This window comes from Denitratisoma oestradiolicum (assembly GCF_902813185.1).
Lineage (GTDB): Bacteria > Pseudomonadota > Gammaproteobacteria > Burkholderiales > Rhodocyclaceae > Denitratisoma > Denitratisoma oestradiolicum.
Genome location: NZ_LR778301.1, coordinates 2,517,927 through 2,530,724, shown reverse-complemented (window position 1 = coordinate 2,530,724; position 12,798 = coordinate 2,517,927). Strand labels below are relative to the sequence as shown.

The 12,798-nt window shown below is 56.2% G+C and carries 11 protein-coding genes; all 11 read left to right on the top strand.

The features are described 5' to 3' along the window. The first annotated feature begins 18 nt into the window (after positions 1 to 18). The 11 genes from DENOEST_RS11485 to DENOEST_RS11435 all read left to right on the top strand — a co-directional run bounded on the left by DENOEST_RS11485 (position 19) and on the right by DENOEST_RS11435 (position 12,683). Positions 19 to 996 (top strand): hydroxymethylglutaryl-CoA lyase, encoded by a 978-nt coding sequence (locus tag DENOEST_RS11485; RefSeq protein WP_145771990.1) that lies wholly within the window; start codon positions 19 to 21, stop codon positions 994 to 996. A 14-nt stretch (positions 997 to 1,010) separates the two neighbouring features. Next, the gene (locus tag DENOEST_RS11480) at positions 1,011 to 1,826 is read left to right on the top strand and encodes a HoxN/HupN/NixA family nickel/cobalt transporter (protein ID WP_145771991.1); all 816 of its coding nucleotides are present in this window, start codon (positions 1,011 to 1,013) and stop codon (positions 1,824 to 1,826) included. 316 nt (positions 1,827 to 2,142) lie between these two features. After that, positions 2,143 to 3,162: a zinc-dependent alcohol dehydrogenase family protein gene (locus DENOEST_RS11475; protein WP_145771992.1), complete on the top strand. Its 1,020-nt coding sequence runs from the start codon at positions 2,143 to 2,145 to the stop codon at positions 3,160 to 3,162. A gap of 70 nt (positions 3,163 to 3,232) precedes the next feature. After that, on the top strand, positions 3,233 to 4,045 hold the full coding sequence (locus DENOEST_RS11470) for an alpha/beta fold hydrolase (RefSeq protein WP_145771993.1): 813 nt from the start codon (positions 3,233 to 3,235) through the stop codon (positions 4,043 to 4,045). A gap of 77 nt (positions 4,046 to 4,122) precedes the next feature. Beyond that, the gene (locus DENOEST_RS11465; protein ID WP_145771994.1) at positions 4,123 to 6,189 is read left to right on the top strand and encodes a TonB-dependent receptor; all 2,067 of its coding nucleotides are present in this window, start codon (positions 4,123 to 4,125) and stop codon (positions 6,187 to 6,189) included. A gap of 287 nt (positions 6,190 to 6,476) precedes the next feature. Then, positions 6,477 to 7,673, top strand: a complete 1,197-nt coding sequence (locus DENOEST_RS11460) for a CaiB/BaiF CoA transferase family protein (protein WP_145771995.1) — start codon at positions 6,477 to 6,479, stop codon at positions 7,671 to 7,673. After that, positions 7,670 to 9,100, top strand: coding sequence for a 3-isopropylmalate dehydratase large subunit (locus tag DENOEST_RS11455; protein WP_145771996.1), 1,431 nt, complete (start codon positions 7,670 to 7,672; stop codon positions 9,098 to 9,100). The genes DENOEST_RS11460 and DENOEST_RS11455 overlap by 4 nt, the downstream gene beginning before the upstream one ends. Continuing rightward, a complete protein-coding gene (gene leuD, locus DENOEST_RS11450) occupies positions 9,087 to 9,713 on the top strand; it encodes a 3-isopropylmalate dehydratase small subunit (RefSeq protein ID WP_145771997.1) in 627 nt (208 codons plus the stop codon). The genes DENOEST_RS11455 and leuD (DENOEST_RS11450) overlap by 14 nt, the downstream gene beginning before the upstream one ends. 9 nt (positions 9,714 to 9,722) lie before the next feature. Next, the gene (gene leuC, locus DENOEST_RS11445; RefSeq protein WP_145772011.1) at positions 9,723 to 11,120 is read left to right on the top strand and encodes a 3-isopropylmalate dehydratase large subunit; all 1,398 of its coding nucleotides are present in this window, start codon (positions 9,723 to 9,725) and stop codon (positions 11,118 to 11,120) included. A 2-nt stretch (positions 11,121 to 11,122) separates the two neighbouring features. After that, positions 11,123 to 11,773, top strand: coding sequence for a 3-isopropylmalate dehydratase small subunit (leuD, locus tag DENOEST_RS11440; RefSeq protein ID WP_145771998.1), 651 nt, complete (start codon positions 11,123 to 11,125; stop codon positions 11,771 to 11,773). A 64-nt stretch (positions 11,774 to 11,837) separates the two neighbouring features. Next, positions 11,838 to 12,683 carry a VOC family protein gene (locus DENOEST_RS11435; protein ID WP_145771999.1) on the top strand — a complete coding sequence of 282 codons (846 nt, stop codon included), beginning with the start codon at positions 11,838 to 11,840 and terminating at the stop codon, positions 12,681 to 12,683. Positions 12,684 to 12,798 lie beyond the last annotated feature (115 nt).

Genomic DNA, 12,798 nt, shown 5'->3' with positions numbered 1-12,798 from the left:
TTCCGAAAGTGGTTACTTATGGACGGTAGCAGTTCAGTCGATATCCTGATCAGCGAAGTAGGGCCAAGGGATGGTTTGCAGAGTATTTCGACCATCCTGGATGCTGATCGCAAGTGCCAGTGGATTCAGGCCGAGGCTGCGGCCGGGGTGCGCGAAATAGAGGTCGGCTCCTTTGTATCTCCCAAACTTCTGCCGCAACTTGCGGATACTGCGGAGGTGGTGGCCTTTGCCCGCCAAATTCCGGGGCTTACCGTGGCTGTGCTGGTCCCCAATTTGCGAGGTGCTCTGGGGGCATTGGCAGCGGGGGCTCACAAACTGACGTTGCCTTTGTCGGTCAGCGAGACCCATAGTCTGAAAAATGTTAACCGCACCCATCTTCAAATGCTTGATGAGGCACGTGGCATCGCAGCCGCGATTCGCGAATTGCCTGCGACAGATCGTCCAAAGTTCGAGGGCGGATTGTCCACAGCCTTTGGCTGCACCCTAGAAGGCCAGATTTCTGAGCGCAAAGTGGTCGAATTGGCCGTGGCGCTGATCGAGGCGGGATGTGACGAGGTCGGGCTTTCCGATACCACCGGTTACGGTAACCCGCGCCAAGTGAAAGCGTTGACCCAGGCCATCTGGCGTGAAATCGGTGAAGAGCGACTGACCGGCATCCACCTGCACAACACCCGAGGTCAGGGACTCGCTAACGTCATGGCTGCTTTGGATGTGGGACTAACCACGATTGACGCTTCCCTGGGGGGCATGGGGGGGTGTCCCTTCGCGCCCGGGGCGAGCGGCAACATTGTTACCGAGGACTTGGTCTATCTCCTGGAGGCGATGGGGCTGCGTACCGGAATCGATCTGAATCAGCTCTTGGCAGTACGCCGTAAGGTAGATCAGTGGCTGCCTGCAAAAGATATGCATGGTTTTGTGGCCCATGCCGGGCTGCCCAGAGGGTTTTCCTCACCAACGCTTACGCCTGGCGCAGGCAATCCCGCCACCGCACAGTAATCGGAGAATTCATCATGGAAGATTTTCCGCAAGGTTTCCCTGCACTCTGCTTGCTTGCCTTTGTGCTGGGTATGAAGCACGGTCTTGATCCCGATCATCTGGCGACCATCGATGGACTGACACGTTTCAATGCCAGCGATAAACCCAGTCTGGCAAAACGTTGCGGCATGCTATTTTCGCTTGGTCATGGCAGCGTGGTAATCATGATCGCCATCTCCGTCAGCCTGTTCGCCCAGTCCTGGGTTGTGCCTGAGTGGCTGGAATTGACCGGCGTCTGGATTTCCATCGGGTTTCTTGCAGCCCTTGGATGGATCAATCTCCATGCTGTGCTTTCCACTCCACTACATACCGTCTATGCGCCGGTGGGGCTGAAAGGCCGCTGGTTGGGCAGGCTGAGCAATACGGATCGTCCCGGGCTGATCGCCTTGGTGGGGGCACTGTTTGCCCTATCCTTTGACACCATCAGCCAAGCGGCGCTCTTTGCCGTTACCGGTGCTCATTTCGGTGGTGCCCAGCATGCCATCATTTTGGGGCTGCTGTTCACTCTTGGCATGTTGGCCACCGATGGACTTAATGGTCTGTTTATCTATCGCTTGCTACGCAGGGCCGATCGCCAAGCACTGCTCTCTTCCCGAATTGTCGGCATGGTGATCGGTCTGATCAGTCTAGGCATTGCCTGCTTCGGTGCTGCTCGCTATATCTTCCCGCCGGTGAGTCACTGGAGCGAAGGCCGAGAAATGATATTGGGCCTTTGCTTGACCGGACTGGTCTCCTTTACTGTGTTTCTCGTGCCAAAAATCCAACATTTCCCTCGCCACCCTGAGCGTTAGGTGGCAATGAGCTGGAATAGGAAGCGTAGATGAGCGCCTACGGCCGAGGCTAAATATGTTGATCGCTTATTTTCTGCGCTCCACGGGTCTGTGGCAGAAAATGTTCTGGGACTGACGGTTTTTTGCTGCTAATCACGGTGGGGTGCCAGTTGTGGCCATCCGTCACCAAGAGAAGGAAGATGAGCATTACGACCAGCTGAAGTTGGGCATGTGACGGCCGCCTTCAGGCGGGGCATGTAGTGGTGGCCCCTTTGAGGGGCTAACAAACTAAAGCCCCCGGCTTTGCCGGAGGATAGTTACTTGTTCGGAGAAAAAAATGAGAGCCTATGAAATGGGCAGCCAGTCGGGGTTACCGTCACTACAAATGGCTGAGCGACCAGACCTGATACCCGGTCCTGACGAGGTGGTTCTAAAGGTTCGTTCAGTATGCCTGAATCACAGGGATCTCCTGGCCCTGTCTGGGGCCTACGGCGCCAAACGCCCCAGCAACCGGATTCCGGTATCCGACGGTATCGGAGAGGTCCTGGCAGTGGGAGCCGACGTGGTAAACATTCAGGTTGGCAGTCGCATGATATGTGACCATTTCGTAAGCTGGTTAGACGGCCCGTGGTCGCCCAATTACCTCAACCGCGATCTCGGCATCAGCCTTGATGGCTGGCTGGCGGAACAGATTCTGGTACCTGCCAATGCCTTGGTTCCCGTGCCGGATGAACTCTCGGACGAGCAAGCTGCTCCCATGGCGGCGGCTGGCCTGACCGCCTGGAATGCCGTAGTGGAGTTTGGCCACATCAAGGCAGGGGATTTGGTCCTCGCCTTGGGTACCGGCGGAGTTTCCCTTATGGCCCTGAATATCGCCAAACTTCATGGTGCCCGCGTCGCCGTCACCTCGTCCAGCGACGAGAAACTCGCCATGGTGCGAGCCATGGGCGCCGACCTTACCATCAACTACAAAACCCATCCGGACTGGGCTCATGTGCTCATGAATGCCAACAATGGTATCGGAGCCGATATCGTCATCGAAAATGGAGGCATCGCCACCTTGAGCCAGTCCATCGCGGCAGCCGCCCCCAATGCTCGCATTGCTTTGATTGGTGCTCTTGCCGGCAATAGCGACCCCGCCCTTCCCAACCTGAACAGCATCGTCGTCAAAAACCTGATCCTGAAGGGGATTACTGTCGGTAATCGTCGCACCCTGGTCGACTTTGTCCGGGCGGCCGCTGCCAATCGGATGTCGTCAGTCATCAGCCGCGTCTTCTCCTTTGATGAGGCAGCAGCGGCCTACGCCTACCTGCACGCCGGCGACCATATCGGCAAGATCATGATCCGAATGTTTTGACCGCATCAACCGAACAGTAACTGCGCCAAACATCTTCGATGTCCCAGATTCATTGTCAGGAGCAATATCCGTGAAAAAAGCTTATATCGACCTTCCGGAAGGACAAATGCATTACCGTACGGCCGGAGATGGCCCCCCCCTGCTGTTGCTTCATCAGGCACCTTTGTGCTCTCTTGAATGGGAGAAGGTCATTCCCCAATTGGCCAGGAATTACCAGGTCATCGCCCCCGACATGATGGGGCACGGCAATTCCGACGACCCGCCCCGCGAGTTTGAAATGGAGGACTTCACCCGAACTACTCTGCAGTTTATGGATGCGCTCGGTATCAAACGCGCCATCCTTGGGGGCAACCACTCTGGTGCAGCCCTCGCCCTTTCGATTGCAGTCAATCATCCAGAACGGGTTAGCCACCTGATCCTTTCCTGTGAAATGCTGGTCACTCGAGAGGAAATCGATGCCTTCCTGGAAAAAATCAAGAACACACCTATGTCTCGGGATCTCCCCATGGATGACCAAGGCAAGTTTCTGGTCGAAGCCTGGGGGCGATACAAACTGCTGGCCCCGACCGCATCCCCTGCCACTCGTTTCCTCCCTTTCGTTATCGGTCAGGAGGCCAGGCTAAGGCCCTTTGACGCGCATTACGCCGTGCTGCGCTGGCTTCGAAAAGCCGATCGGATGCCCCAGATTCAGTGCCCAACGCTGGTTTTCGGCCCTGAAAATGATCTGTTTTTCAACATCCCACGCATGAATTCCGCACTCACCCGAATTGCCGACTGCCAGACGGTGATCATCAAAGATGCCGGTGCCATGTGTGCCTTCGAAAAACCTACAGAATTGGCATCCGCCATCCAGAACTTTATATCAGCCTCAATGCCTCGTTAAGCCTTTCAGAGCAGAATAATGTGCGTTGGTAGCTGAAATTCAACCGATAGGTGGCCGGGCGATCAGTATTTTTTGTCATGAAAGTAAGAAAATTTTTACTTTGTTCATCCGTTGTTCTGTTCAGTGATGTATCAGGGGCGTTTGACTCAGTCGAGTTATCAACGGTCGAGGTCCGCGCCAAAGCGGAGAATCTTGAAGGAATTACGTCGGCAGCAAACGAGGGCATCGTGTCCAGTCAGCGAATTTCGGCGGTGCCGATTCTGCGCCCGGGTGAATCTCTGGAGATGGTTCCCGGGCTCATCGTCACCCAGCATACAGGTGATGGCAAAGCTAATCAGTATCTCTTGCGTGGTTTCAATCTGGACCACGGCACTGACTTTGCGACCTATGTAGGTGGTATACCGGTGAACATGCCCACACATGCTCACGGGCAAGGCTACACTGACCTGAATTTCCTCATCCCCGAGCTGATTGACCGGGTGAGCTACCGCAAAGGCCCCTACTACGCAGAAGAAGGAGACTTCTCCTCTGCCGGCGCGGCACATATCGACTACTTCCGGAAGATTGATGGAACCTTGGCCCAGATAACTGTCGGCCAGCATGGCTATGCTCGCAGTCTGCTTGCTGGCTCGCCAGAACTGGGCGGTGGCAGTCTCCTGTATGGCCTTGAATTGTTCCACAACGACGGTCCTTGGGAGGTTCACGAGAACTACCGAAGGTTGAACGGCATCCTGCGTTACAGCCAAGGGACGCGTTTTGACGGGTTTTCGATTACTGGGATGGCTTACAAGGGAGACTGGACCTCCACCGACCAGATTGCCCAAAGAGCCATCGACAGCGGTCAAGTCAATCGCTTCGGGACACTGGACCCAACAACCGGGGGCAAAACCATCCGTTACAGCCTGTCGGGAGAGTGGGCTAAGCGGGGCGAGAACAGTCAGACCAACGCCAACATCTGGTGGCTACGTTCCGGCCTCGACCTCTGGTCGAACTTCCAGTATTGCCTGAGCGATTACGCTGCAAATGGCAACTGCAATACCGGCGACCAGTTCAAACAGTCTGAACGTCGAGATGCCGTTGGTTTCTTCATCTCTCATGCGCTCTATGATAAATGGGGGGGGCTGGATGTCACGAACTCCTTTGGTCTTCAGAGCCGAATCGACAAAATTTATCCTGTCGGTCTGTACAACACATCGGCTCATACCACCTACAACACGGTTCGTGAAGACAGCGTGACCCAGCGCAGCATAGGGTTCTGGGCTCAGAATGAAACTCGCTGGACCTCGTGGTTCCGTTCTGTGCAGGGGTTGCGTGCAGACGCCTACGATTTTTCGGTAGATTCCAATATCGCTGCCAACTCCGGGAAAGCTAACGACCAGATGGTCACGCCGAAGCTGTCGCTGATATTTGGTCCCTGGCAGAAGACGGAGTTGTACCTCAACTACGGACATGGCTTCCACTCTAACGATGCACGCGGTACTACGATTTCCTCGGACCCGAGCAATCCAAGTACATCGCTCGATAAAGTCAATCCGCTGGTTCGCACCAAAGGCTACGAAGTCGGTGTTCGCACTGAGGTTGTCCGAGGGTGGCAATCCACCATCTCGTTGTGGCAACTGGATGCCGCTTCAGAGCTGTTGTTCGTAGGTGATGCGGGCACGACTGAGCCATCGCGCCCCTCGCGCCGCTATGGGGTAGAGTGGACCAACTTCTATAGACCGACCAATTGGCTGGCTTTCGATGCAGACTTGAGTTGGTCTCATGCTCGGTTCAAAGATACGGCACCTGAGGGAGATTACATTCCGGGCGCTGCGACCACGACTGCCAATGTTGGCGTTACGATCGACCATATGGGGCCATGGTTCGGTGCGTTGCGGATGCGATACTGTGGACCTCGTCCGTTGATTGAAAACAATTCGGTTGGGTCACAGGCTTCTGTGCTGACCAATTTGCGCCTTGGTTATCGCATCGACAAGCGAACCAACATTGCGCTTGATGTCTATAACGTGTTCGACCGTAAGGCGAACGACATCGAGTATTGGTATGACTCACAACTGGCGAATGAAACTAGTTCGGTTTTTGACCGCCACGTTCATCCGACTGAACCACGGACGTTCAGAGTAACGCTTGCTCATCGATTTTAGGGCGGGCATCGGGGAAAGATGTCGTCAAATGACCGCTTACAAAAAAAGAAACGATGCCTCTCACTGAGCACGGATAGCGGGCCTTTGCCTCCTGCCCATTGAGCCCTGCCGGGCTTCCCCTCTGTTTCATAGGCGTTCCTTCATGTTTCAGCTTGCTTTGCTTTCCAAAGCGCCGAGACACGAAGAAGATCACTTCAGCCTTTCTTTCAATAGGTTGCAAAACTCCCTCGGAGTTGGCAAAGCAATTGCTAACAAGCAAGCACCATCGTTTCGCGTAAGGAAATGCAATGCAACCGACTGTTCGCCCGTTGAGTGGTTTGCGGGTCATTGAATTTACCCATATGGTCATGGGGCCGGCAATGGGAATGATCCTTGCGGATCTGGGCGCCGAGGTTATCAAGATCGAGCCGGTGAAAGGAGACAACACTCGGCGCTTACTGGGCTCGGGGGCAGGGTACTTCCCGATGTATAACCGCAACAAACAGAGCCTGGCAGTGGATACCCAGAGTGAAGCGGGAGGCGCCCTGGTGCGTCGTCTGATTAATAGGGCGGATGTTTTAATCGAGAACTTCAAGCCCGGAGGGATGGCGGCTCAGGGATTTGGCTACGATGAACTCTCGCGCACCAATCCCGGCCTGATTTATTGCTCGGCCAAAGGTTTTCTCTCCGGTCCCTACGAACATCGCACTGCGCTGGACGAGGTCGCCCAGATGATGGGCGGGCTGGCCCATATGACCGGTCTGCCGGATCGTCCAATGCGAGCGGGGGCCTCGGTGATTGATGTCACTGGGGCCATGTTCGGCGTTATCGGCATTCTGGCTGCCCTGGAAGAGCGGCACAGGACTGGTCTGGGCAAGGAGGTGAAGGCATCTCTCTATGAGACCACCGCTTTCCTTGTGGGGCAGCACATGGCCCAGTATGCAGTTACCGGCAAGGAAGCACCGCCAATGTCCGTACGTCTTTCGGCCTGGGCGGTCTATGACATTTTTGAGGCCAAGGATGGGGAGCGCGTCTTCATTGGTGTGGTGAGCGATACCCAATGGAAGAAGTTTTGCGAAGCGTTCCGGCTGACAGAATTTTCCGCTGACCGTAGTCTGGACAGCAATTCCGACCGGGTATTGCAGCGTGAACGCATTCTGTCGGTTTTGATTCCCCTGTTCAAGACCTATAGCAAGCAAGTACTAATGGATAAGTTGGAGCACACAGGGCTGCCCTTTGCACCAGTAGCGCGCCCCGTTCAGCTCTTCGATGACCCGCATCTAAGTGCAGAGGGGGGATTGGTTGAGTTGACCTTGCCGGGAGGGAGCACAACCCGCCTGCCGGCACTGCCTTTGGAGATGGATGGACAGCGAGCCGGCTGCTATCGGGACTTGCCAGCTATTGGTGAAAGTACATCTGAGGTGTTGTCCTCCTTGGGACTTACTGCAGAAGAAATCTGCGAACTGGCAGATGCCGGTGTTATCGGATTGAAGGCCGCCTTATGAGCCACCCGAGAAGTCTGTTCGAAAAGCTCTGGGCATCCCATGAAGTGGCGAGCATTTCAGAGGATGTGTCCCTGCTGCACATCGATCGGGTCTTTCTCCATGAGCGTATGGGGGGGGTGGCCCTGAAGGCGTTACGCGATGCCGGTTATCCGGTGCTACACCCCGAGTTGGCCTTCGTGACCCTGGACCATATCGTGGATACCCGACCGGAGCGGACATCATGCACCAAGGTTCCAGGTGGCGAAGACTTTATCAAGGTGACACGGGAGGAATCTGCCGCCAGCGGCCTAAAGCTTTTTGACGTGGGCGATCCGGATCATGGCATCGTCCATGTGATATCCCCGGAACTGGGCACCGTTTTACCTGGCCTGACCCTTGTTTGTCCGGATAGCCATACTTGCACCCAGGGTGCCTTAGGGGCTCTGGCCTGGGGTATCGGTTCCTCCGACGGCGAACATGCCTTAGCCACCCAGACGTTGCGGGTTGCCCGCCCCAAGTCCTTGCGTGTCACCTTCAATGGAAAGCTTCAGGCAGGCGTAACGGCCAAAGACCTGATGCTGGCGTTGATCGCTCGCCACACTGCGGTGGGCGCTCAGGGCGGGGTGGTGGAGTTTTGCGGCAAGGTGGTCGAGGCTATGTCCGTAGAAGAACGGATGACCCTTTGCAACATGGCCGTGGAGTTCTCTGCATTCAGCGCCTTGATAGCCCCCGATCAAAAGGTCTTCGACTATCTCGCTGGCCGGCCTTACGCGCCCCGGGGCGCTGCCTGGGACGCGGCTGTGGAATCTTGGCGATTCTTGAAAAGCGACCCCGGCTGCCATTACGACCTGGAACTGTCTCTTGATTGCGATCAGATATCACCGATGGTCACGTGGGGAACCAGCCCACAGCACGCGGTTGCAGTGATGGATCGGGTGCCCGATCCGGAGACGATGGCTGCGGGTACCTCCGGGGCTTCGGCACAGAAGGCGCTTGCTTACATGGGGGTGGCGGCAGGGGTACCAATGGAAGTCATTCCCATCGATGCTGTGTTCATCGGCTCATGTACCAACAGTCGTCTGTCGGATCTGCGGGCGGCCGCAAGGATTCTGCAAGGGCGGAAAGTGGCACCAGGCCTGCGTGCCATCTGCGTTCCAGGCTCGGCTCGGGTGAAGCGCGCAGCCGAGGCGGAAGGACTCGACAAAATCTTCCGGGCAGCGGGTTTTGAGTGGCGTGAGCCAGGCTGCTCCATGTGCTTCTACGCCGGAGGAGAACATATGGGAGAAAAGGCGCGAGTGATCAGTACCACCAACCGGAATTTCGAGGGGCGCCAGGGACCAGGTACGCGTACCCATCTGGCCAGTCCATTGACGGCTGCCGCCTCGGCATTGACCGGACACATCTGTGATCCCCGGCGGTTTCTGGAGGGAAAAGATGACGAAGTTTGAAGTTCATCATGGCGTCGTATCTGCGCTCATTCGCGACAACATTGATACCGACGTGATTATTCCTTCCAGGGAAATCAAGGCCGTCGCCAAATCAGGTCTGGGGCGTGGATTGTTTGCCGGCTGGCGCTACTTGGACCCGAATAGCCGAGAAGAAAATCCGGATTTTGTGTTGAACCGTCCCCAGCAGCGGAATACCTCGATTCTGCTGACTGGTGAGAACTTTGGCTGCGGCTCCTCCCGGGAGCATGCGGTATGGGCTTTGGCGGAATATGGCATACGGGTGGTAATCGCACCCAGTTTCGGTTCCATATTTTTCTCCAACTGCGTACGGAATGGACTGTTACCGGTAGTGCTGGACAAGCGCACGGTGGAGGCAATTGCCCTGGAGACAATTAATGATCCCCAGAAGCAACTGCTGGAAGTGAGTCTGTTGCAGATGACCGTCACCACGGCTCAAGGGCATTGTCATCAATTTGCCCTGGAGCCACTGGCCCGCGAAATGCTCCTGAAGGGACTTGACCCTATTGCCCTCACCCTGGAAAACATTGAGCAAATTGAGGCATTTCAGTTGAATGACCGTCAGATACGGCCCTGGGCCTATCTGTCTCGCTGAGAAAAGATGATGAAGAAAAAAACCTTGTACGACAAATTGTGGAATGACCATCTGATCCATCAAGCAGATGATGGATCAACGCTAATCTATATCGACCGCCAACTGATCCATGAGGTTACCTCACCCCAAGCCTTCGAGGGCCTGCGCCTGGCCGGGCGCAAGGTCTGGCGCATCGCGGCCAATCTAGCCTCGCCCGATCACAATGTCCCAACGCTGGATCGCCATATCATTTCAGATCCGGAATCTCGCGCTCAACTGGCCACCCTGGATGCCAACTGTGCCGAATTCGGGGTGACCGAGTTTCGTCTCGATGATGTCCGTCAGGGCATCCTTCATGTGTTATCACCGGAGCAAGGGGGGTCTTTGCCCGGAATGACCATCGTCTGCGGTGACTCCCATACCAGCACCCACGGGGCCTTGGGCTGCCTTGCCTTTGGCATTGGTACTTCCGAGGTTGAACATGCTATGGCCACCCAGACCCTTTGGCTGCAAAAAGCCAAGACCATGCGGGTCTCTTTCGACGGCACGCTATCTCCGGGCGTCAGCGCCAAAGATCTAGCCCTCCATCTGATCGGCCAGATCGGCACGGCAGGTGGCACCGGCCATGTGATCGAGTTTAATGGCCCCGTGGTACGTAAGATGTCCATTGAGGGGCGGATGACCCTGTGCAACATGGCTATCGAGGCCGGGGCCCGTTCCGGCATGGTGGCGGTAGATGAAATCACTTTGAATTACGTCAAAGGCCGGCCATACGCCCCGCAAGGAGAACTGTGGGAGGCTGCCTGCTACGACTGGTTGCAGTTGCGCAGTGATGAGGGCGCGACTTTTGACCGGGATATCCGTATTGATGTTTCCACCATAGCGCCTCAGGTCACGTGGGGAACCTCGCCGGAAATGGTGTTATCGATTGCCGAGCGGGTGCCGGATCCGGCACAGCAGGTGGATCAGGTGCAGCGGGCAGCCTACCAGCGGGCGCTCGACTATATGGGGCTCCGAGCGGGCGTGCCCGTCAGCGAGATTACCGTCGACCGTGTATTCATCGGCTCGTGTACCAATTCCAGGATTGAGGATCTCCGTTCTGCCGCTGCGCAGATTAAGGGACGGAAGGTTGCTTCATCGGTAGTGGAAGCCTTGGTGGTTCCTGGATCCGGGTTGGTCAAGGCCCAGGCCGAGAAAGAAGGGCTGGACCAACTGTTCATTGCGGCAGGCTTTCAGTGGCGCGAGCCCGGTTGCTCCATGTGTCTGGGCATGAATGCGGATCAGCTCCGCCCCGGCGAGCGTTGCGCCTCTACTTCCAACAGGAATTTCGAGGGTCGCCAGGGAGCTGGCGGTAGAACCCATCTGGTGAGCCCGGCCATGGCGGCTGCGGCAGCGATCGCCGGACATTTTGTGGATATCCGGGAGTGACAATGGAAAAATTTACTACGCTGGACGCTGTTGTAGCGCCCTTGGATCGACCTAACGTCGACACCGACGCGATCATCCCGAAACAGTTTTTAAAATCGATCCGACGCACAGGATTCGGCGAAAATCTTTTCGATGAATGGCGTTATCTGGATGTCTACGATCCGCGCAAAGGCAACGAAGGGCGGACAAAAAACCCTGACTTTGTGCTGAATCAGCCGGCCTTTTCCGGCGCAGCCATTCTGCTCGCGCGCGACAATTTTGGCTGCGGCTCCAGCCGCGAGCATGCCCCCTGGGCACTGCGGGATTTCGGGATTCGCTGCGTTATTGCGCCAAGTTTCGCCGATATTTTCTACTCCAACTGTTTCAAGAATGGATTGTTGCCGATCAAACTACCGGAAGCTCGTGTGGACCAGCTCTTTGCACAGGTTCAGGCACAACCGGGATGTAGTTTCCGCATCGATTTGGAGCGGCAGGTCATTTTGACCTCGTCGGGGTGGGCCATTCCTTTTGAGATAGATGCCTATCGAAAATATTGCCTGCTCAATGGCCTGGACGAAATCGGCGTTACCCTGTTGAGCCATGTTGATCAGATCAAGGCCTATGAGGCCTCTCGTGCTCAGCGTCGTCCCTGGCTGCCGGTAGCTGCCGACTAGCATGCGAGTGGAGGCCAGGCTGGCAGAGAATCCAGGCACAGAACTATTGGGAGCGACCCTCTGTGTGCCTGATCTACAACAGGCCATGGCCTTTTATGGGAATATTTTGGGCCAGGTGCTGGTCTCGGAAGGCCTGGTCGGAGAGCTTGAGGCCCTGGCGTGGGATGCGCCGGCCATGCGTGGCGCCGCCTGCTGCCTACTCCGGCCACCCCGCAATGCTCCGGTGTTTCTGCGCTTGGTGCAAGCAACGCACCCCGCTGATTATGAGCCGGGCCGGCACTTTGGCTGGAATGCCCTGGAGTTCTCAGTGGCCGACGCGGATACTTTGCATGAACTGGTAGCCGACCATGGCCTGAAGATCCTTAGTCCACCGGAATGCCTTGAAATCAGCAACGACCTCTACGCCCTGCAGGCGAAGGGCTTTGCCGGGGAATGGCTGCGTTTCATCCAAATTCTTCGGCCCAGTACCGTGAGTGATCTGCCAGTGGCCCGCTGTAAGGTGGACCGGGTCTTTATCGCTGTACTTGCGAATCACAACCAAATAGAAAGCATCCGGTACTACAACCGGTTACTGGATCTGGAGACTGGCGGCAACTGGAACTGCGCCTATCAAATTATCAGCGAGGCATTCGTGCTACCGTCAGAGACGTTTCACCGCTTTAGCACCTGTCGATCCGGCCGAAACGTGCTGCTTGAGGTCGATCAGTATCCACGGCAAGGCCGTGCAAAGCCCCGCGCCCCCGCGAGCCTAAACCCTAGCATCGCGCTGGTTTCGGTGCTGGTATCCCGACCACCTGAGGCTGCTTTATGGCTCTCACTACCGAGGGTACGCACCGAAATGCCCTATTGCGGTCGGACCGTGGAAGTACCGAGAGGTCCCGACGGGGAATTGCTGGAGATCGTTTGGTAGCCGGCATGCAGGTACGTAATCGATGATGAGTTTCCAGAAGACGATATTTGTGTCAGCTGAAATATTCCTTAAGAGGTCTTTCTGTCCAATTAGAGGCTCGTGATGCTCTGTCCAC

Coding starts and splice junctions, on each gene's coding strand:
- leuC (WP_145772011.1), top strand. CDS start 9,723: ATGAAGAAAAAAACCTTGTACGACAAATTGTGGAATGACCATCTGATC.
- DENOEST_RS11480 (WP_145771991.1), top strand. CDS start 1,011: ATGGAAGATTTTCCGCAAGGTTTCCCTGCACTCTGCTTGCTTGCCTTT.
- leuD (WP_145771998.1), top strand. CDS start 11,123: ATGGAAAAATTTACTACGCTGGACGCTGTTGTAGCGCCCTTGGATCGA.
- DENOEST_RS11475 (WP_145771992.1), top strand. CDS start 2,143: ATGAGAGCCTATGAAATGGGCAGCCAGTCGGGGTTACCGTCACTACAA.
- DENOEST_RS11465 (WP_145771994.1), top strand. CDS start 4,123: ATGAAAGTAAGAAAATTTTTACTTTGTTCATCCGTTGTTCTGTTCAGT.
- DENOEST_RS11460 (WP_145771995.1), top strand. CDS start 6,477: ATGCAACCGACTGTTCGCCCGTTGAGTGGTTTGCGGGTCATTGAATTT.
- DENOEST_RS11485 (WP_145771990.1), top strand. CDS start 19: ATGGACGGTAGCAGTTCAGTCGATATCCTGATCAGCGAAGTAGGGCCA.
- leuD (WP_145771997.1), top strand. CDS start 9,087: ATGACGAAGTTTGAAGTTCATCATGGCGTCGTATCTGCGCTCATTCGC.
- DENOEST_RS11455 (WP_145771996.1), top strand. CDS start 7,670: ATGAGCCACCCGAGAAGTCTGTTCGAAAAGCTCTGGGCATCCCATGAA.